This window comes from Variovorax sp. 278MFTsu5.1, assembly GCF_048305045.1.
GTDB lineage: Bacteria > Pseudomonadota > Gammaproteobacteria > Burkholderiales > Burkholderiaceae_C > Variovorax > Variovorax guangxiensis.
Window position 1 is genome coordinate 1,800,094 of sequence record NZ_CP157622.1, and the last position, 19,578, is coordinate 1,819,671.

The 19,578-nt window shown below is 67.7% G+C and carries 18 protein-coding genes; 6 read left to right on the forward strand and 12 right to left on the reverse strand.

The features are described from left to right. The first annotated feature begins 9 nt into the window (after positions 1 to 9). The 5 genes from recO to ABL844_RS08010 are packed head-to-tail and all read left to right on the forward strand — an operon-like array spanning position 10 to position 4,436. On the forward strand, positions 10 to 780 hold the full coding sequence (gene recO, locus ABL844_RS07990) for a DNA repair protein RecO (RefSeq protein WP_418130947.1): 771 nt from the start codon (positions 10 to 12) through the stop codon (positions 778 to 780). Further along, on the forward strand, positions 777 to 1,574 hold the full coding sequence (locus ABL844_RS07995; RefSeq protein ID WP_418130948.1) for a pyridoxine 5'-phosphate synthase: 798 nt from the start codon (positions 777 to 779) through the stop codon (positions 1,572 to 1,574). Before recO ends, ABL844_RS07995 begins: the two co-directional genes overlap by 4 nt. A gap of 13 nt (positions 1,575 to 1,587) precedes the next feature. Next, complete coding sequence (gene acpS / locus ABL844_RS08000) at positions 1,588 to 1,980, forward strand: holo-ACP synthase (RefSeq protein ID WP_369659255.1); 393 nt, start codon at positions 1,588 to 1,590, stop codon at positions 1,978 to 1,980. 2 nt (positions 1,981 to 1,982) lie between these two features. Continuing rightward, entirely contained in the window at positions 1,983 to 3,080 is a 1,098-nt protein-coding gene (nagZ, locus tag ABL844_RS08005) for a beta-N-acetylhexosaminidase (protein ID WP_418130949.1), read from the forward strand. A gap of 6 nt (positions 3,081 to 3,086) precedes the next feature. Beyond that, the gene (locus tag ABL844_RS08010; RefSeq protein ID WP_184635519.1) at positions 3,087 to 4,436 is read left to right on the forward strand and encodes a galactosyl transferase GMA12/MNN10 family protein; all 1,350 of its coding nucleotides are present in this window, start codon (positions 3,087 to 3,089) and stop codon (positions 4,434 to 4,436) included. 9 nt (positions 4,437 to 4,445) lie between these two features. On the opposite strand, the gene ABL844_RS08015 is transcribed toward ABL844_RS08010, so the two are convergent. From ABL844_RS08015 to ABL844_RS08040, 6 genes are all read right to left on the reverse strand, one after another. Next, positions 4,446 to 6,392 carry a glycosyltransferase gene (locus ABL844_RS08015; protein ID WP_418130950.1) on the reverse strand — a complete coding sequence of 649 codons (1,947 nt, stop codon included), beginning with the start codon at positions 6,390 to 6,392 and terminating at the stop codon, positions 4,446 to 4,448. 26 nt (positions 6,393 to 6,418) lie between these two features. After that, on the reverse strand, positions 6,419 to 7,045 hold the full coding sequence (locus tag ABL844_RS08020) for a hypothetical protein (RefSeq protein WP_418130951.1): 627 nt from the start codon (positions 7,043 to 7,045) through the stop codon (positions 6,419 to 6,421). 68 nt (positions 7,046 to 7,113) lie between these two features. Further along, on the reverse strand, positions 7,114 to 7,650 hold the full coding sequence (locus tag ABL844_RS08025) for a YgjP-like metallopeptidase domain-containing protein (RefSeq protein ID WP_126022661.1): 537 nt from the start codon (positions 7,648 to 7,650) through the stop codon (positions 7,114 to 7,116). A gap of 13 nt (positions 7,651 to 7,663) precedes the next feature. Further along, a complete protein-coding gene (locus ABL844_RS08030) occupies positions 7,664 to 8,935 on the reverse strand; it encodes an Hsp70 family protein (RefSeq protein WP_418130952.1) in 1,272 nt (423 codons plus the stop codon). Positions 8,936 to 8,937: 2 nt separating this feature from the next. Continuing rightward, positions 8,938 to 10,512: a lysine--tRNA ligase gene (gene lysS / locus ABL844_RS08035; RefSeq protein WP_418130953.1), complete on the reverse strand. Its 1,575-nt coding sequence runs from the start codon at positions 10,510 to 10,512 to the stop codon at positions 8,938 to 8,940. Positions 10,513 to 10,636: 124 nt separating this feature from the next. After that, positions 10,637 to 11,281, reverse strand: coding sequence for an LON peptidase substrate-binding domain-containing protein (locus tag ABL844_RS08040; RefSeq protein WP_369659247.1), 645 nt, complete (start codon positions 11,279 to 11,281; stop codon positions 10,637 to 10,639). 49 nt (positions 11,282 to 11,330) lie between these two features. Here ABL844_RS08040 and ABL844_RS08045 point away from each other — a divergent pair, with 49 nt between their 5' ends. Beyond that, positions 11,331 to 11,891, forward strand: a complete 561-nt coding sequence (locus ABL844_RS08045; protein ID WP_126022930.1) for a YggT family protein — start codon at positions 11,331 to 11,333, stop codon at positions 11,889 to 11,891. Positions 11,892 to 11,966: 75 nt separating this feature from the next. Here the strand turns inward: ABL844_RS08045 and accD are convergent, their stop codons facing one another. Genes accD through ABL844_RS08075 form a run of 6 tightly spaced genes read right to left on the reverse strand, consistent with a single transcriptional unit; the run spans position 11,967 to position 19,453 of the window. Further along, on the reverse strand, positions 11,967 to 12,839 hold the full coding sequence (gene accD / locus ABL844_RS08050) for an acetyl-CoA carboxylase, carboxyltransferase subunit beta (protein ID WP_019654097.1): 873 nt from the start codon (positions 12,837 to 12,839) through the stop codon (positions 11,967 to 11,969). A 24-nt stretch (positions 12,840 to 12,863) separates the two neighbouring features. Continuing rightward, on the reverse strand, positions 12,864 to 13,709 hold the full coding sequence (gene trpA / locus ABL844_RS08055) for a tryptophan synthase subunit alpha (RefSeq protein ID WP_126022665.1): 846 nt from the start codon (positions 13,707 to 13,709) through the stop codon (positions 12,864 to 12,866). Further along, on the reverse strand, positions 13,709 to 14,995 hold the full coding sequence (trpB, locus tag ABL844_RS08060) for a tryptophan synthase subunit beta (RefSeq protein ID WP_418125001.1): 1,287 nt from the start codon (positions 14,993 to 14,995) through the stop codon (positions 13,709 to 13,711). Before trpB ends, trpA begins: the two co-directional genes overlap by 1 nt. 48 nt (positions 14,996 to 15,043) lie before the next feature. Then, a complete protein-coding gene (locus ABL844_RS08065) occupies positions 15,044 to 15,745 on the reverse strand; it encodes a phosphoribosylanthranilate isomerase (RefSeq protein WP_369659245.1) in 702 nt (233 codons plus the stop codon). Further along, complete coding sequence (truA, locus tag ABL844_RS08070; protein ID WP_418130954.1) at positions 15,742 to 16,554, reverse strand: tRNA pseudouridine(38-40) synthase TruA; 813 nt, start codon at positions 16,552 to 16,554, stop codon at positions 15,742 to 15,744. Before truA ends, ABL844_RS08065 begins: the two co-directional genes overlap by 4 nt. A gap of 40 nt (positions 16,555 to 16,594) precedes the next feature. After that, on the reverse strand, positions 16,595 to 19,453 hold the full coding sequence (locus tag ABL844_RS08075; RefSeq protein WP_418130955.1) for a FimV/HubP family polar landmark protein: 2,859 nt from the start codon (positions 19,451 to 19,453) through the stop codon (positions 16,595 to 16,597). Between the last annotated feature and the right edge of the window lie 125 nt (positions 19,454 to 19,578).

The following is a 19,578-nucleotide window of genomic DNA, read 5'->3' on the forward strand; positions in this document are numbered from 1 at the left end:
CTCACTGACATGGCCACCCACCGCGTTTCGCACGAGCCGGCTTACGTCCTCCATCGCTACGACTGGAGCGAGTCGAGCCTGATCCTCGAAGTCTTCACCCGGCACCACGGGCGCATCGCGCTCGTGGCCAAGGGGGCGAAGCGGCCCAGTTCCAACTTCCGCCCGGTGCTGCTGCCGCTGCAGCCATTGCAACTCAACTACGGCGGCGACGCCGAAATCCGCACGCTCAAGGGCGCCGAATGGATGGGCGGCCACGTGATGCCGACCGGCGAGGCGCTGCTGTCGGGCTACTACGTCAACGAGCTGCTGCTGCGCCTGCTGGCGCGCGACGACGCCCACGAGGCGCTGTTCGATGCCTACGCCGGCGTCGTGCAGGTGCTGGCGAGCGAGCACGGCGGTGCGCAGGCAGCGGCCCAGGCGGCCGCGCTGCGCGCCTTCGAGCTGCTGCTGCTGCGCGAAGTCGGCCTGCTGCCGTCGCTCGACGTCCAGACCCTGACGCTGGAGCCGCTCGCCGGCGGGCTGCGCTACAGCCTCGTGCCCGAGGCCGGCCTGCGCGAGGCCGGCGACGACGAGGCCGCGCTGACCGGCGTCGACTGGCAGGCCCTGCAGGCCGTGCTGGACGACCGCGCGCCATTTACCGCCACCTTGCGTGAAATTGCCACCATGAACGCCGGCAGCAACAGTGCCCTGCGAAACCAGCTGCGCGCCTTGCTCAACTACCATTGCGGCGTGTCCACGCTGCGAACGCGGCAAATGATGAGAGACCTGCAAGCACTATGAGCACTCCGGGCCAAGCCGGCGCCAGCGCCGCCACCTCGCTGTCCGTCAACCTCAACAAGGTCGCGCTGGTGCGCAACACGCGCCACCTCGGCATTCCGAGCGTGGTGAAGGCCGCCCAGGCCTGCCTGGCCGCCGGTGCCCACGGCATCACGGTGCATCCGCGGCCGGACGCACGCCACATCCGCGCGCACGACGTGAGCGATCTTTCCGCGCTGCTCGCCAAGGACTGGCCGGGCATCGAGTTCAACATCGAGGGCAACCCCTTCCAGAACCTGATGGACTTCGTGCGCGCGCTCAAGCCGCACCAAGCCACCTTCGTGCCCGACAGCGAGACCCAGTCGACCAGTGACCACGGCTGGACCTTCCCCGACGACGCCGAGCGCCTGCGCCCGCTGATCGCCGAAGCCAAGGCGCTGGGCGTGCGCGTCAGCCTGTTCATGGACCCGATTCCCGAGATGATGGCCGCCGTCAAGGCCGTGGGCGCTGACCGGGTCGAGCTCTACACCGAAGGCTACGCCGCCTCCCGCGGCACCCCGAACGAGCAGACCGTGCTCGCGCGCTATGCCGAAACGGCGCGCGCGGCCATGGCGGCAGGCCTAGGCGTCAACGCCGGGCACGACCTGAGCCGCGACAACCTCACGGCCTTCCTGCGCGCCGTGCCAGGCGTGCAGGAGGTTTCCATCGGCCACGCCTTCGTCGCCGACGCGCTCGAGCTCGGCTACACGGCCGCCACGCGCGACTACCTGCGCTGCATCCGTGAGGCGAGCCAGCAGCAAGAGCAGCAACAACAATGAGCGCCGTCGCCGCATGATCTACGGCATTGGCACCGACATCTGCGACCTGCGTCGCATCGCCGCGACCTTCGAGCGCCAGGGCGAACGCTTTGCCCGCAAGGTGCTGAGCGATGCCGAGTTCAAGGTCTGGCAGGCCCGCAGCGCGCGTTGGCCGAAGCGCGGCCTGAGCTACCTCGCTACCCGTTTTTCCGCCAAAGAGGCCTTCAGCAAGGCGATCGGGCTGGGCATGCGCATGCCCATGAGCTGGCGCCTGTGCGAGATCGCCAACCTGCGCAGCGGCAAGCCGGTCATCGTGCTGCACGGCGCCCTGAAGGAGTGGTTCGAGGAACAGGGCCTCACGGCCCACGTGACCGTGACCGACGAAACCGAATACGCCGCGAGCTTCGTGGTGGTGGAGAAGATATAGATATGACCGCCGGGCTTGCAGAAGACCGCCCCCATGCGCCGCTGATCATCGACGTTGCCGGCACGGCGCTGACAGACGCCGACCGCCGTCGCCTCGCCGACCCGCTCGTCGGCGGCGTGATCCACTTTGCCCGCAACTGGCAGGACCGCGCGCAGATGACCGCGCTCAATGCCGAGATCAAGTCGATCCGGCCCGACCTGCTGATCTGCGTCGATCACGAGGGCGGCCGCGTGCAGCGCTTCCGCACCGACGGCTTCACCCACCTGCCGACGATGCGCGCGCTCGGCGAACTCTGGATGCGCGACGCCATGCGCGCCACCCAGGCCGCCACGGCTGTCGGGCAGGTGCTGGCCGGCGAGCTGCGTGCCTGCGGCGTCGACTTCAGCTTCGCACCGGTGCTCGACCTGGACTACGGCGGCAGCAGCGTCATCGGCACCCGCAGCTTCCACCGCGACCCGCGCGTGGTCGCGCTGCTGGCCAAGAGCGTGATGCACGGCATGCTGCAGATGGGCATGCGCAACTGCGGCAAGCACTTTCCGGGACACGGTTTCGTGCACGCCGACTCGCACGTCGAGATCCCGGTGGACAAGCGCAGTCTCAAGGCCATCCTGGCCGACGACGCGAAGCCATACGACTGGCTGTTGGGCTCGCTGGCGGCCGTGATGCCGGCGCATGTGATCTATCCGAAGGTCGACAAGCGGCCGGCGGGGTTTTCGGAGAAGTGGCTGAAAGAGACCCTGCGGCAGCGGATCGGCTTCGAGGGTGCGGTCTTCAGCGACGACCTGAGCATGGAGGCCGGGCGCTACATCGATGGCGAATTGCTCAGCTTTGCCGATGCGGCGCTGGCTGCGTTGGAGGCAGGGTGCGATATGGCGCTGCTTTGCAACCAGAGCGTCGGCGACGGCGCGCCGCTCGACGGATTGCTGCAGGGCTTCGCTGATGCCAGGGATTCAGGGCGCTGGGCGGGCAACCTGGACAGCGAAGCGCGCCGCAGGGCCTTGCTTCCCGATACGGCGGCGCTGCCATGGGCTGCGCTTGCGGGCTCGGCGCCGTATTGCAGCGCCAGGCGCACCCTCTCGCGCGATCGCCTGGCGGAGTAGTCGCTGATGCCGCTGTGCCTCAGTTTCTTCCAGCGCAAGGACGAGGCCGTGCTGCGCAATCACGCGCACTATTGCCGGCTGTTCGGATACCCGCACCAGTGGATCGAGGCCGATCGCATCCGTCACCCCGCGTTGCGCGACAGCGCGAAATACAGCCAGATCCTGCGCCACCTGCGCGCGCTGCCGGAGAACGACTGGCTGCTGTTCCTCGACGGCGACTCCGTGGTGTTCCACCCGGTGGCCGTCGAAGTGCTGCTGCAGGGGCGGGATTCGCTGGTCGTCGAAGGGCCTCCCAGCGGTGACCGACCCGGTCCGGCGATGACCAACATGATGGTGCTGCGCAATACGGCAGCCAACCGCGCCATGCTGCTCGGGCTGATGGACGACGCAGGCTATGTCATCGCTCTGGTGAATCGCGCCGTCGACGAAGCTGCACGACTGCGTCCGGCCGGCCTGCTCGGCTGCAATGCCATGGTCGGCGACATCTACGTCAACGTGTCGTGGCGCATTCCGCAGTGGTTCCTGGCGCGCATCTTCGTCGTCAACCTCGGGCCGCTGCCCATCCTGGCGCCCGAGGGCGGATGGCGCGAGGCATTGCTTCACGACCAGAACCTGCAGGACATGCTCGTGGCGCAGGTCAACAATGCACTGATCCACGGCCAGCCCGTGCTGCAGCCTGCGGCTTATCCTGCTCTGTCGGAAGAGCGGGTGTCGAGCTACAACGCCGGTGCCGACATCGCTTTCGTCACGCTCTACACGCACCACGTCGGCAGCTACGCGCGGGTGTCCGAGCACAACGTGAAGCGCTATTGCGACCGGCACGGCTACGCGTACCACGTGTACCGTGCGATCCCGGAAGCCGTCGACACCGGCATCGGCGGATCGTGGGTGCGCAGCTGGCTGCTGCAGCAGCACATCGCGCATCACAAGTGGGTGATCTGGATTGACGCCGACGTGCTCTTCCTCAACCAGAGTCGCCGGATCGACGCCTTGCTCGATGGGCGTGAGCTGCTGCTCGCCAAGGACGTAGGCGGCTGGTCGTTCAACTCGGGCGTGATGGGTTTCCTGAATACCCGAGGCAACGCCGAGCTGCTGGCGCGTATCTGGCAGCGCATCGGCGAGGTCGATGACAAGTCGGCGGTCTACAGCAGCCAGGGCGATCAGTACTACACCAACGAAGTGCTGTCCGGAGCGGGGCTGGTGAACGAGCACGGCATCGTCGACAACCTCAGCATCAACACGCCACCGCACCTGGCTTCCGACGAGACCCTGCTGGTGCACTTCATCAATCTGGACGAGCCCTATCGTTCGGCCTACATGGCCTCGATGGATGCGCTCTCGCAGCGCCTGCGCTGAGCGGGCCGGTCAGCCGTTCGCGGCCTGCGGCTCGGCGGCCGCCGGTGCTGGTTCCAGCCTGAAGATCCGTACCGGCAACTGGCTGGACGCCGGCGCGAGGAACTGGGCGATCTCGGGCACCGCGAACTGCCGCTCCAGCCATTCCTTGTCCGCCAGCCCCGCGTTGAAAAAGATCTGAAGCAGCCGCAAGGCCTCGTGCCGCAATGCGCGCGTCAGCGTTTCATGCTCGACCAGCTGCAGCTCCGGTGCCGCGGCCGGCCTGAAGCTCGCGCGCGCGAGGATCAGCAGCAGCTTCTCCGCGAAGTCGAGCACCGGCGGCCAGTAGAGGTCGTAGAGCTTGGCGATCTCGTGCACATGCTCGACGCTCGATTGGGGCAGCAGGTAGGCCAGAACCAGCGCCCGCGCCCGCGATGCCAGCGTTGCCGCGCGGGCTGCATCGACGGAGCCGGTCGGAGTGGCCGGCTTGTGAAGAAGCTCGGGGATCACCGCAAAGCGCGCACCGGCGGCTGCGCTCTTGCACAGCATGTGGAAGTCGTCGTGCGCCGTGAACTCGGGATCGTGGCGCACGCCGCTGCGCTCCATGAAGCTGCGGCGCAACATGCAGGCCGACAGTAGCAAGGGGCGCGGGCCGAAGAACTCCACGAGGATGTCCTGATGCCGCTCTGAGAACTCGAAGGGGCCCTCCTGCGTTTCGCACCAGGAGCCGACGATATCGACGTCGGGGCAAGCCTGGAGCAGCGAGGCCTGACGCTGAAGCCGTTGCGGCGCTGGAACGTCGTCGACGTCGGCGAAGACGACGTAGTGGCCTTGCGCATGCGCGAATGCAAGGTTGCGGGCCGTGGCTCGGTCGAACGCGAAGGGCAGGGCGACCAGTTGCGAACTGGCGATGCCCGATCCCGCCAGCACGGCCTCGAGGCCGGCGATGCCCGCGCGCGCGACCAGTACCAGGTGGAGCTCCACCGCGGTCTGGGCCGCCCAGGTCCGAAGGCTGCGCCCCAGGCTTTCGAGCGAATCGCCGGCTGCCAGGCAGAGGGTGATGCGCGGCGGCGTTGCCGGCACGGCGAAGCGGTCGGGTTGCTGGGCGCGCCAGCTCAGGAAGCGCTCGATGGCCGGCCCTACCAGAGGGGCTGCGAACGCGCTGGTGAAGATCGCCAGGCCTTCGCGTTCGAGTCTCGCCCGGCGGGGTGCATCGGCAAGAAGCTGCTCGATCGTCTCGATGAGCTTCTCGTAGGGGGCTCCAACCACCGCCTTGCGGATCGACGCCTCGATCTCGCTGTCGGGGTATAGCTCGCAGACCACCGCCTTGCGGTGCCGCAGCAGGATCGACAGCCGTGGCACCTCGACGATGCGCGACTCTTCCCAGTTGTGGAGGTTGAGCACGATCTTCGCGCGCCGCATGAAGCCGTTGCGCTCTTCCAGCGTCCAGGCTCGCCCCCGGTTGACTTCGACGCGCAGGCCGCGCGCCATCAGTCCTTCGAGGATGTCGATGCGCCGGCGTGTCAGCGAGCCGAAGAAAACGACGTCGATGTCCTGCTGCTCGTCGGGGAGGACGTCTTCCAGCGGCATGATCTCCGCGGCGTCGGGCTCCCAGCCGAGCGCGACATAGTCCGCGTTGCGGTAGCCGAGCTGGCGATGCCGCTGGAAGTTCGTCTTGCTGTATTCCCAGAGATAGCAGCGCTTGAGCACTTCGAGATAGCGATCGTTCCATGCATGGGTGCCATGCACCATCGGCTCGAAGTTGACGACGATGCAGTCGGGGTGGTGCTGCTCGATGTGCTCCCATGGCACATCCCAGAAGAAGAACAGGATGTTGATTTCACCCGGCTCGATGTAGCAGTGGGTGAACCGGGTCGGGTAGCCGAGGCGTTCCGCCGCCAGCCTGAAGGCTTCGACGATGTCGCCGCAGGTTTCGTGCGAGGACAGCGAGGTGAAGTTGAGCCGGGGCAGTGTCGTCATGGGGCGCAGTGCACGGGCAAGGGCCGTCAGTAGTGGCCTAGCACGTTGACCTTGTGGTAGTGGTCCTTCAGCGCGGCATGCAGCTGCAGCGCCTGCGCGCGGGTTTCGTCACCGGCCTCCTTGCCCACGCCGAAGAAGTACAGGTCGTGGCTGCTGCGATCTTCGAAGAATCCCCAGACAGAAAACCAGGCGTCGTGCTGGAGCAGTTCCGTGAAATCGGAGGCCGCGAGATTCCGGTAGTAGTTCTGGCTCTTGCCGATGGTCAGCGGCGAGTCGTAGGGGTTGAACTCCACGGTGCCATGCTGGCGCCGTCCCGGTGTGGCGCAGGTCATGACGACGAGGCCGTCGTCCTTCACCAGTCGCAGCATGTTGAGCCAGGTTTTCTTCCACTGTGGGTTGTGCTCCATGGCCTCGCACGAGATGACGACGTCCGTGCCATTCGCGGCGCCGCCATGGTTTTCGCCGTGGCAGACGAGGTCGACGTCCGGGCCTTCCCCTACATCGAGGCCAAGATAGCTGCAGTCCTGGAAGAACTCGCGGACCGAACCGTTGAGATTGAGGCTCCCGATCTCGATCACCGACCGACCGGTGAAGTAGGAAGGCAGGAACTGCTTCACGCCGGCGACGAAGAATCGTTGTTGAGGATGTGACATGAGCCTGGCTGCGTTGGATTGGCTTTGCGGCTGAAGCTCGGGGGGACTGGAACACTCGCTGCGCGAAGTCAACCCTGGCCGGGTGAAGAGGCTGCTGCCGCATTCGCCCACAAGCGCTTTCCTCCCATGCCCAAGTGCTCCAGGTACAGCCGGAGATCGAACTCGAGGCGATGATAGTCCGGCTCCATGTGCCTGCACAGCGCATAGAACGCCTTGTCATGCTCACGTTCCTTCATATGTGCCAACTCGTGCACAACAATCATCCTCAGCCACGCCAGCGGCACTTCCTTGAACAGGCTCGCGACCCGGATTTCCCGCTTGGCCTTGAGCTTGCCGCCCTGCACGCGCGACACGGTGGTGTGGGTGCCCAGCGCGTTGCGGATCACGTGCAGCTTGTTGTCGAACATCACCTTCGACAGCGGCTCGGCCTTGCGCATGAATTCGCCCTTGAGTTCGCTCACGTAGCCGTAGAGCGCCCGGTCGGTCTGGATGTCGTGCACGCCGTCCGGGTAGCGCTGGCCGAGGAGGGCGCCGAGCCTGTCTTCGGCGATGAGCTGGCGGACCTGCTCCAGCAAGGGTGCCGGGTAGCCCGCCAGGTATTTCATGGAATGAGCGAGCTCAGGCCCGGCGCTGCGTACTGGCCGCGCAGGCCAGCCCGGTGGCGACGCCGCCGAAGAGGTCGCCCTCGACCAGGTTCACGCCTGCGAAGCTCCTGCGCAGGGCGTGCTGGAACGGGCGCAGCGCGGAAGAGCCGCCGGTGAGGTAGATCGCGTCGAGGTCGTTGCTGCGCAGGCCCGCGCGCTTGACGCAGGCGTGGGCGCAGGCGACCACGCTTTCCAGCGGCGTGGCCAGCTGCTGGGCCATGTCGTCCGGAGTCAGTGATGCCGCCAGTCCGCGTTCGGCGCTGCCGAGGTCGATGGCGGTCGGGGCATCGCTCAGCGAGACCTCGATCTTGGCTGCTTCCACCGCGCTCGCGATGCGGTGGCCGTGCCGCTCTTCGAGCACGGTCACCAGCCGGTCGTGCAGGCGCGTGTCGCTGTAGCTGGTGCGCAGGTCCTTCGCCTGCCGCAGCGCCTTGGCGGCGTAGAGCCAGTTGATCAGGTGCCAGGACGACAGCTCGAAGAACACCTTGCTCGGCACTTCGCGCCCCTGCGGGCCGTGATGGCGGAAGCCGAACTGCGGCATCACCTGTTCGAGGTTCAGCCGCTGGTCGAAGTCGGTGCCGCCGATGTGCACGCCGCTGGTGGCCAGCACGTCGTCGCCGCGGTCCTCGCGCGCGGCGCGCTCGGGGCCGACGCGCACGACGGTGAAGTCGGAGGTGCCGCCGCCGATGTCGACGATGAGCACGATCGACTCCTTGGCGATCCGCTGCTCGTAGTCGAAGGCGGCCGCGATGGGCTCGAGCTGGAACGAGATTTCCCGGAAGCCCGCCGCGCGCGCCGCAAGGCGCAGGCTTTCTTCCGCGCGCTCGTCGCGCTTGGAGTCGTCGTCCACGAAATGCACCGGGCGCCCAATCACCACGCGCTCCGGCATCTGGCCGAGCTCGCGGCCGGCGCGCACGGCCAGTTCGCGCAGGAAGCGCGCGATGATGTCCTCGAAGCTCACGAGGCCGTCGTAGATGGCCGTCTTCTCCTGCATCAGCGCGCTGCCGAGCAGGCTCTTGAGCGATCGCATCAGCCGGCCCTCGGTGCCCGAGAGGTACTGGCCGATGGCGTCGCGGCCGAAATGGGTGGTGCGGTCTTCGGCGTTGAAGAAGATCGCGGTGGGCAGGGTGGTGGCCGCGCCCTCGATGGGCAGCAGGCGCGTTTCCATGCCGACCCGGCAGGCGACAGCGGAGTTGGAGGTGCCGAAGTCGATGCCGATCGTCGGCAGCGACGACGGTGCCTTCACGATCAGGATTCCCTGCGAAGCGCCGGGAACAGGATCACGTCGCGGATGCTCGGCGAATCGGTCAGCAGCATCATCAGCCGGTCGATGCCGATGCCGCAGCCGCCGGTGGGCGGCATGCCGTATTCGAGGGCGCGCACGAAGTCGTGGTCGTAGTACATGGCTTCGTCGTCGCCGCTGTCCTTGGCGGCCACCTGCGCGTTGAAGCGCGCGGCCTGGTCCTCGGCATCGTTCAGCTCGCTGAAGCCGTTGCCGAACTCGCGGCCGGTGATGTAGAGCTCGAAGCGCTCCGTGACCTCGGGGCGCTCGTCGTTGGCGCGCGCCAGCGGCGAGATCTCGGTCGGGTGCTCCATGATGAAGGTCGGCTGCCAGAGCTTCTCTTCGACGGTTTCCTCGAAGAACAGCACCTGCAGGCTGGCGAGGCTGCGCTGCGAGAGCTTGTCCTTCTCCTCGTTCATGCCGAGCTTGCGCAGCGCGGCGATGAGCCAGGCGCTGTCGTCGACGCCCTGCGCCACGCCTTCAGCCTCGGTGTACTTGAGGATCGCCTCGCGGATCGTCAGGCGCTCGAAGGGCTGGGTCAGGTCGACCGGCTTGCCCTGGTAGGTGAGCTGCTGCGTGCCCACGGCCTTGTCGGCGATGGTGCGGATGAGCGTCTCGGTGAAGTCCATCAGGTCGCGGTAGTTCCAGTAGGCCGCGTAGAACTCCATCATCGTGAACTCGGGGTTGTGCCGCACCGAGATGCCCTCGTTGCGGTAGCTCCGGTTGATCTCGAAGACGCGCTCGAAGCCGCCGACGATCAGGCGCTTGAGGTAGAGCTCGGGCGCGATGCGCAGGAACATCTCCTGGTCGAGCGCGTTGTGGTGCGTCTTGAAGGGCTTGGCGTTGGCGCCGCCCGGAATCGGGTGGAGCATGGGCGTCTCGACCTCGAGGAAGTCGTTGGACACCATGAACTCGCGCAGCGCGCTCACCGCCTTGCTGCGCGCGGTGAAGCGCTTGCGGGCGGATTCGTCGGTGATCAGGTCGACGTAGCGCTGGCGGTACTTCTGCTCCTGGTCGGCCATGCCATAGAAGTCGCCCGGTAGCGGACGCAGGCTCTTGGTCAGCAGGCGCAGCTTCGTGACCTTGATCGACAGTTCGCCCGTCTTGGTCTTCATCAGCGTGCCTTCGGCTCCGAGGATGTCGCCCAGGTCCCACCGCTTGAATTCGGCGTACGCCTCCTCACCGACGGCATCGCGCGTGACGTAGAGCTGAATACGGCTGGTGGTGTCTTGCAAGGTCGCGAAGCTGGCCTTGCCCATCACGCGCTTGAGCATCATGCGGCCTGCAACGCTCACGGCGACAGCCTGTGCTTCGAGCGCCTCGGGCTCGATGGCGCCATGAGCCTCGATCAACGCCGCGGCGCGGTGTGCCGGCTTGAAGTCATTGGGGAATGCGACGCCCTTGCCCTCGGTCTGTGCTGTGCGCAGCAGCTTGAGCTTTTCGCGGCGTTCTGCGATGAGCTTGTTGTCGTCGACGGCTGGTGCAGCCGTTGCCGCTTCCGTCGCGGGCGTGGGGGGGTTGGGGGTCAGGTGATCGGACATGGGAGGCGGATGGTGCGCAACCGGGAGCGTGCGCGGGCCCGGCATTTTAGCCGATCGGGTTTGAATAAAACCGGCCCGGAGCGCCCGTCGATCCTGCGCTATGTGCTATGAAAAATGGAGCGGCCTATTCAGTGATGCCGGTGCGTGCGAGCAGATCGCTGACCAGCTCCAGCCGCATCAGCGGGCTGTCGAGCTCCATCAGCCTCTGGCGCAGCTCGAGCTGCATCGGCACCAGTTCGCACCATCGGTTGGCCACCCAGCCGCAATCGTCGAAGCGATAGGGTTCGGCGATCGGCAGCCGCACCGCCCCGCCTTGGGCGCGCTTGCGCTCCTCGAGGGTGCCGACAAGGCGCTGCAGCGCGGTGGACGTGTGCCGCAGGTCGTCGGGAATCTCGAGCGCGACGTCGTCGTTCACCGCCTCGACCTCGGCGACCCAGAGGCCGTGCTTCTGCAGCTCGTTGCTGCGGACCCTGAAGCGCTGCGTGCCCACGCACTCGATCTGCAACAGGCCGCTTTGAGGAGACTCGAACTCGCGGATCATGGCCAGCGTGCCGATGGCGCAGAAGCTCTCGGCATCGGCGCCGGCCTTGCGCACCTCGCTGCCGCTGGTGAGGCTCACCACGCCGAAGGGCGCGTCGGCCTTGCGGCACTTGCCGATCATGTCGAGGTAGCGCACCTCGAAGATGCGCAGTGGAAGAAGACCGCCGGGGAAGAGCACCGTACCGAGCGGAAACAATGGCAGTGAATGCAAAAGGGGTTGTGTCGTCATCGAAGAGCCTTGCGTGGCTATCATCGCATTCCCCTCACGGCCGCGCCTCATGCTCTACCAGATTCCCTCGTTCCTTCTCGACGTGATCGTCGGTTTGCTCGGCGGCGCCTGCCTGCTGCGCCTGTACATGCAGTACCACCGCGTGCCCTTCGGCAACCCGCTTGGGCGCTTCGTGTTCGCCATCACCGACTGGATCGTGCTGCCGCTGCGGCGCATCGTGCCTTCCGTGAAGCGCTGGGACCTGGCCAGCCTGATCGCGGCCTGGTTGCTGGTGATGCTGAAGTTCCTGCTGCTGTGGCTGCTGGTGGGCAACCTGGGGCGCATCGCGACCCTGCCGCTGGTGTCGCTGGTGGGGCTGATGCAGCTGGCCGTCTCGGGCCTGACGGCGCTGCTGGTGGTCTACGCGGTGCTGTCGTGGATTCCGAATGCGTCGCCGATGCTGCTCGACCTGATCTCCCGCCTGGCCGAGCCGCTGGTGCGGCCGTTCCGCCGCTTCATTCCGCTGATCGGCGGGGTCGACCTGTCGCCGCTGGCCGCGATCGTCGTGCTGCAGGTGATCGCGATCGTGCTGGGCAACCTGCTGGTGTTTGCTTACCAGCTGACCTTCTGAACGCCTGAATTCCAAAGCAAAAGGGCCCGGATGCATCGGCATCCGGGCCCTTTTGTTATTGCGTCGGCGTTTCGCTCAGCTCACCGCATCGGCCGGCTGGCGCAGCAGCATCGCCAGCGTGTTGGCGATGGTCTTGCGCAGTTCGCGGCGGTCGCTGATGAAGTCGATCGCGCCCTTGGTCTGCAGGAACTCGGCGCGCTGGAAGCCTTCGGGCAGCGTCACGCGCACGGTCGATTCGATCACGCGCGGGCCGGCGAAGCCGATCAGCGCCTTCGGCTCGGCGATCACCACGTCGCCCACGAAGGCGAAGCCGGCCGACACGCCACCCATGGTCGGGTCGGTCAGCACGCTGATGTAGGGCAGGCCCTTCTTCGCCAGGCGCGTGAGCGCGGCGTTGGTCTTGGCCATCTGCATCAGCGAGAGCAGGCCTTCCTGCATGCGCGCGCCGCCGGTGGCGGTGAAGCAGATGAAGGGCACCTTCTGCTCGATGGCGGTCTCGACGCCGCGCACGAAGCGCTCGCCGACCACGCTGCCCATGGAGCCGCCCATGAACTCGAATTCGAAGCAGGCCACGACCACGCTGATGCTGTGCACCGAGCCGCCCATGACGACCAGCGCGTCGGTCTCGCCGGTGTTCTCCAGGGCTTCCTTCAGGCGCTCGGGGTACTTGCGGCTGTCCTTGAACTTCAGCGCGTCGACCGGCAGCACTTCCTGGCCGACTTCGTAGCGGCCTTCGGCGTCGAGGAAGGCGTCGAGCCGCGCGCGGGCGCCGATGCGGTGGTGGTGGCTGCAGCTGGGGCAGACGTTCTGGTTGTGCTCGAGGTCGGTCTTGTACAGGACCGTTTCGCAGGCGGGGCACTTGATCCACAGGCCCTCGGGCACCTGGCGGCGCTCGGACGGGTCGGTTTGGGCGATCTTGGCGGGTAGCAGTTTTTCAAGCCAGCTCATGGGGGCTCCTTGTGTTGGCGGTGATTATCGACCAGCCGCGTTCTTGGCCGTCGCGGCGGGCAGCGCGTCGAGCGCCTCGCGGATGCCCGCGAGGAATTCGCGCACCGCCGGCACGACCTTGTCGCGGGGCTGGTCCTCGATGAGTTGGATGATCTTCGTGCCGATCACGACCGCATCCGCGGCCGAGCCGATGGCCTGCGCCGTGGCGGCGTCGCGGATGCCGAAGCCCACGCCCACCGGGATGCTCACGTGCTCGCGGATGCGCGGGATCATCCGGCCGACGGCCTCGGTGTCGAGGTGGCCGGCGCCGGTCACGCCCTTGAGCGACACGTAGTAGACGTAGCCGCTCGCGATGCGTGCGACCTGGGCCATGCGCTCGTCGGTGCTGGTGGGGGCCAGCAGGAAGATCAGGTCGATGCCGGCGGACTTCAGCTCGGCGGCGAAGGCCTCGCATTCCTCGGGCGGGTAGTCGACCACCAGCAGGCCGTCTACGCCGGCGGCGGCCGCGTCGCGGATGAAGGCCTTCTTGCCGTGCACCAGGTCGTAGCGCTCGACCGGGTTGGCGTAACCCATCAGCACCACGGGCGTGGTCGTGTCGGTCTTGCGGAAGGCCGCGACGATGGCGAGCACCTGCTTCATGCCCACGCCCAGCGCCAGCGCGGCCTCGCCGGCCTTCTGGATCACGGGGCCGTCGGCCATCGGGTCGGAAAATGGCACGCCCAGCTCGATCACGTCGGCGCCGGCCTCGACCATGCCGTGCATCAACTCCGGCGTGATGTCGGCGAAGGGGAAGCCCGCGGTCACATACGGAATGAGGGCGCGGCGGCCGTCTTTCTTCAGGGCCTCGAAGGTGGCTGCAATGCGGCTCATCACTTGCCTCCCTTCACGCTCAGGCCGCGCATCGAGGGGCGGTCGTAGAAATCGACGCCCGACAGGTCGGCGACGGTGCCGATGTCCTTGTCGCCGCGGCCGGACAGGTTCACCAGGATCGACTGGTCGGGGCGCATGGTCTTGGCGAGCTTCAGCGCGTGGGCCACGGCGTGGCTGGATTCGAGCGCGGGAATGATGCCCTCCGTGCGGCACAGGTAGTGGAAGGCGTCCAGCGCCTCGGTGTCGGTGACGCCCACGTACTCGGCGCGGCCGATGTCGGCCAGGTACGCATGCTCGGGGCCCACGCCGGGGTAGTCGAGGCCCGCGCTGATGCTGTGGGTCTCGGTGATCTGGCCGTCCTCGTTCTGCAGCAGGTAGGTGCGGTTGCCGTGCAGCACGCCGGGACTGCCGCGCAGGATGGAGGCCGAGTGCTTGCCGCTGTCGAGCCCTTCGCCCGCAGCCTCCACGCCGATCAGGCGCGTGCCGGTGAACGGGATGTAGGGGTGGAAGATGCCCATGGCGTTGCTGCCGCCGCCCACGCAGGCGATCACCACGTCGGGCTGCTTGCCCTCCGCTTCGCCGGTGATGCCGTCGGCCGCGAGCATGGCCGGCATCTGCTCGATGCACTCGGTGCCGATCACGCTCTGGAAGTCGCGCACCATGGTCGGGTAGGGGTGCGGGCCGGCGACGGTGCCGATGATGTAGAACGTGTTCTCCACGTTCGTGACCCAGTCGCGCATCGCCTCGTTGAGCGCGTCCTTCAGCGTCTTGCTGCCGGATTCGACGGGCACCACGGTGGCGCCGAGCAGGTTCATGCGGTAGACGTTGGGGCTCTGGCGCTTCACGTCCTGGCTGCCCATGTAGACCACGCACTCGAGGCCGTAGCGCGCGCAGATGGTGGCGGTGGCCACGCCGTGCTGGCCGGCACCGGTCTCGGCGATGACGCGGGGCTTGCCCATGCGGCGCGCGAGCATCGCCTGGCCGATCACGTTGTTGATCTTGTGGGCGCCGGTGTGGTTGAGGTCTTCGCGCTTCAGGTAGATCTGCGCGCCGCCCATCTCGCGGCTGGTGCGCGCCGCGTGGTAGATGGGCGAGGGGCGGCCGACGAAGTGCTTGAGTTCGTAGTGGAATTCCGCGAGGAAGGCCGGATCGTTCTTGAACTTCGCGTACGCGTCGCGCAGTTCGTTGATCGCGTGGGTGAGCGTCTCGCTCGCGAAGGTGCCGCCGTAGTTTCCGAAGTGGCCGGTGGCGTCGGGTTGCTGGTAGTCCTGGAATTGACTTTGCATGGTTCTCGATCGGTGGGCCGCAGCCCGACGAACGATCGGCTGCGGCGGCTAACTGGAGAAGGACGCGTCTGCAGCCCTGACTGCTGCGACGAACTGCCGGATCTTTCCGGCGTCCTTGAGGCCCTTGTTCCCGGGACCGTCGATTTCGACGCCCGAGCTCACATCAACGGACAGCGTCTTGCAGCGCGTCCGCAGAATGCGAATGCCATCGCTCACGTTTGCAGGTGTGAGCCCACCACTCAAGACGAGGTGAGCGTCGACGGCGGGTGGAAGAAGTGACCAATCGAATGCCTTGCCGCCACCGCCATAACCTTCGACATGCGCGTCGAGCAGGATGGCCTGGGCGTGGGAGTAATCGGACGCGTATTTTACGAGGTCGAAGCCGGCCCCGGCATCCCCCAGCGGAATCCGGGCGGCGCGCATGTAGCGGAAGCGCCCGCCGCCGGCGGCTTCCTCGCATTGCTGCGGCGTCTCTTCACCGTGGAATTGCGCGATCGAGCCCTTCACCTGGGCGAGTGACGCTATGACTTTGGGAGCATCCTCGTTCACGAACAGAAGCACGGGCGTGACGAACGGCGGCAGGCGCGAGGCCAGTTCGGCTGCACGCTCGGCGGTCACGGCACGGGGGCTCTTCGGATACAGCACGAAGCCTATGGCATCGGCTCCGGCTTCGATTGCCGCGTCGACGTCGGCTTCGCGGGTCAGGCCGCAGATCTTGATGCGGGTTCGGGACAAGGCAGGCGCGCTCATGGCGGGCCATCATACGGAGCGCGGCCGGCCTGCAGCGTGGCTTCGTCCGGCAGACCCCACTTGGCGTCGTACAACGGGCCCATGAAATACAGGCCGTCGGCCGAGAAGGTGGGCGCCGCCGCATCGCGGCTGCGCGCCGCGAGCACGTGCGAGATCCACTCGGGCCGCTCGTCGCCGCGGCCGACGCGCAGGAGGCTGCCCATCAGGTTGCGGATCATGTGGTGCAGGAACGCATCGGCCTCGAACTCGAAGTGCCAGCGGCAGCGTTCGCCATTGCCGATGCGCGTGATCTCGATGCGCCGCAAGTCCTTGACCGGCGAGCGTGCCTGGCAGGCGGAGGCGCGGAACGAACTGAAGTCGTGCTGGCCGATCAGCAGTGCCGCAGCCGCACGCATCGCGTCGCCATCGAGCGGATGCATCGACCAGCCGACACGGCCTGAATCGAGGCTGGGCCGCACCGGCGATTGGGAGAGCACGTAGATGTAGCGGCGCGCCAGGGCACTGGCGCGGCAGTGGAATTCGTCCGGCACAGGGTGCGCCCACTGCACCGCGATGTCGTCAGGCAGGAAGCGGTTGGTGCCCCGCATCCAGGAGAAGGGTTCGCGCCTGGCGGTGGTGTCGAAGTGCACCACCTGCATCAGCGCGTGGACGCCCGCGTCGGTACGTCCGGCGCACAGCGTCCTGATGGGCTGCGCGGTGAACTTCGTGAGGGCCGCCTCGAGCTTGTCCTGCACCGTGCGGCCCGAGGGCTGGCTCTGCCAGCCGTCGTACGCTTGGCCGTTGTACCGGATGCCGAGCGCCAGCCTCACGAATTCAGGGGACCGAGGAAGAACGGGCGGCGAGGCCCGATCAGCGCAGTTCCGCGAGCAGTTGACGGGCTTGTGACTTGAGGTCGCCGGCGCTTTCGGCTTCGACTTCCTCGACCAGCGAACGGGCGCCTTCGACGTCGCCGATGGCTTGCAGCTCACGGGCCAGCGACAGCTTGACCGCGTGCGGGCTGTCGTCGCCGTCGTCGTTGTGCGCGGCGGCGGCAGGAGCCGACGCGGGCTTGGCGGTCTCGGCCGGGCGCGATGCCGGCAGGCCGGCCAGCGCGCTCATGTCGAACTCGATGAAGCCCGAGTCGGCCGGCAGCGCATTGCGCAGCATCGCGGGACGGGTGTTGTCGGCGTCGCTCAGGCTCAGCGAACCGGGCAGCGTATCGGCCGACAGTGCGCCGGGGGCGGTGTCGAAGTCGTTCTCGAGGTCGACCGGCGTCGTCGGAGCATGGCCGTTCGACAGCGGCGGCGCTGGGCGAGCCGTCGTCGGAGCGGGGGCGTAGGCCGACTTCGGCAGGCTGGCGCCGACCGGTGCGTGCTGCTGGGCAGCCGGTGCCGGAGCGGGTGCCGGCGGGGTGGTCAGGTCGAGGTCGAAGTCCAGCGGAGCGACCGAGGGCACGAAGGCGGGCGGTGCCACGGCCACCGGCGGCGAAACCACTGGAGCGGGCGCTGCCGGCTTGGCAGCTGCGGCCAGGGCACCTGCGAAGGCGGCCGTTTCGGCGGCGCTGGCGCCACCGCTGCGCGGGGAGCCCGATTCGTACAGCGGGTTGCCCGGATCGAGGTCCTTGCCCATGTCGACGACGCGGGTCCAGTCGGAGCCCTGGCCGCCTGTCAGCTTGTGCACTTCGGTGGCGAGGCTCTCGTAGGCACGCACGTCGCGGCGCTTGGCGTGGATCTCGAGCAGCTTCAGGTGGATGGCCGTGCGGTCCGGGTTCAGGCGCAGCGCTTCGCGCAGGATTTCTTCGGCCTGCAGGTCGCGGCCGTAGGCCAGGTACACGTCGGCTTCGGCAACCGGGTCCACATCGCCTGCGTCGAGCTGGCTCGGCGAGTACGACAGCGACGAGACGGTGGAGTCGCCGCGATGCTTGGTGTCCACCGATTCGCCACCGCTGGCGCCGAAGAACGAATCCTTCGGAATGCGGCTTTCGAGGAACACGCTCTCGCTCATTTCCTCGCGGCGGCGGCCCAGCACGCGGTACAGCAGGAAGCCGACCAGCAGCGCGATCAGCGCGGCGCCCGCCAGCATCAGCGGGTTGTCCATCAGCTCTTCGAGGAAGGTGGGCTCCGGCGGCGGGGGCGGCGGAGCCGGCTTCTTCACAGCGGGCTTCGGTGCGGCGGCCACCGCGGCGCTTGCGGCTGCAGCAGCAGGGGTGGCGGTGGCATCGGCTGCCACCGGCGGCGTGACGGCCGGTGCTGCTTCAGCCGGAGCGGCAACCGGAGCAGCAGGCGCTGCGGCCTGTGCCGTGGCTTCGGGCGTAGGTGCGGGGCTCGGAGCTGCCGCTGCTGCCGGGGCGGCGGCGGGCGCCGCAGCGGGTGCCGGCGCGGGAGGTGCGACCGGAGCTGCGGCGGCCGCAGCAGGTGCGGGGCTGGCGACGGGGGCCGCGACCGTGGCGCTGGTATTGGGGGCCGGAACCGGAATGCCAGGCGTCGCCGGTGCCGGTGCGGCAGCGGCCGGCGCGGCGGCGGACGACCCCGTGCCGGTGCCCGTCGCCGCCTTGAGCTTGTTCAGCTCGTTGATGTTCTTCGACAGTTCCGCGACGCGGTTGCTGCTGTCCTGTGCCTGGCGGTTCTGCGCGACCTTCTCGTCGGCGGCGCGGCTGGCAGCGTTGCCTTGCGAGATCGTGAGCTTGTCGGGCGAGCTGGCCGCCGCGTTGCGGTCTTCGACGTTCGCCTGAACCTTGCCCGCTGCCTTGCGGCTCGCGGCGGCCACGTTCGTGGTCGGTGCGTTGTCGGCCAGACGCTGACGGTAGGCGCCGAAGTCGCGGCTTTGTGCCGTGACCGTGCGGCGGGCCTCGGCCGGCGGCACGGCGGATGCCTCGGCGGCGCTCGGCAGGTCCAGCACGGCGCCTGCGCGCATGCGGTTGACGTTGCCACCGACGAAGGCGTCGGGGTTGGCCATCAGCAGCGCAACGAGCATCTGGTCGAGCGAGACGTCCGCGGGCTTGTAGGTGGCGGCGATCTTGCCGGCGGTGTCGCCGCGCTGCACCGTGACCTGCTCGCCGCCGCCGCTACGGGCTGGTGCGGCTGCGGCCGGGGCGGGAGCTGCCGCGGCGGGTGCGGTTGCGGCAGGCGCGGGAGCGGCGGACGGCGCCGTGGTCACCACGGGCGGGCGCTCGCGGCGCGCGCGCGCCGCGGGGGCTGCGCGCTCGACGGGAGTGCTGATCTGGGGAGAGATGGATGTGGCCTGCGTGCTCGCCGCAGCCTGGCGGGTGGCCGGCGGATCGAGCAGCACGGTGTAGTCGCGCACGATGCGGCCGGATGCGCCGTTGGCTTCGAGCAGCAGGTCGATGAACGGATCGTTCAGCGGGCGGCTGCCACTCAGGCGCACCACGTACTGGCCGCCGGCCCGGCGCTGCAGCGTCGCCTTGACGTCGCTGAGTGCCGAGTTGTACGGCACGCCGGCGTTCTTGAATGCCTCGGCCGTGGCGATGTTGATCTTCAGGCCGTCCGCCTCGTTGGCTGCGATTTCGGTGACGTCGATCTCGGCACGCAAGGGTTCGCCGAGGGCCGACTGCACCTTCAGCTGCCCCAGCGTGAAGGCGCTGGCGTCGACGCTGGCGATGCCCATGGCCACGGCTGCCGCCGCGCCAAGAATGGAAAGGCGCCAACCGTTCGACGGCAGAGGCGGGCGAACGGCCGATGGGCTGGCCGCAGGCAACAGATGTCTTGTCATGCTGATAGGGGGCGGCTCAGGCCCGGAATTTGTAAGAGGACGTTAGCATCATCACTGGGCACTGACAAGGCAATGCGCTTGTTCTACCCAGTGCGCGCATACTTACGCACACATCTTGCGTTGCT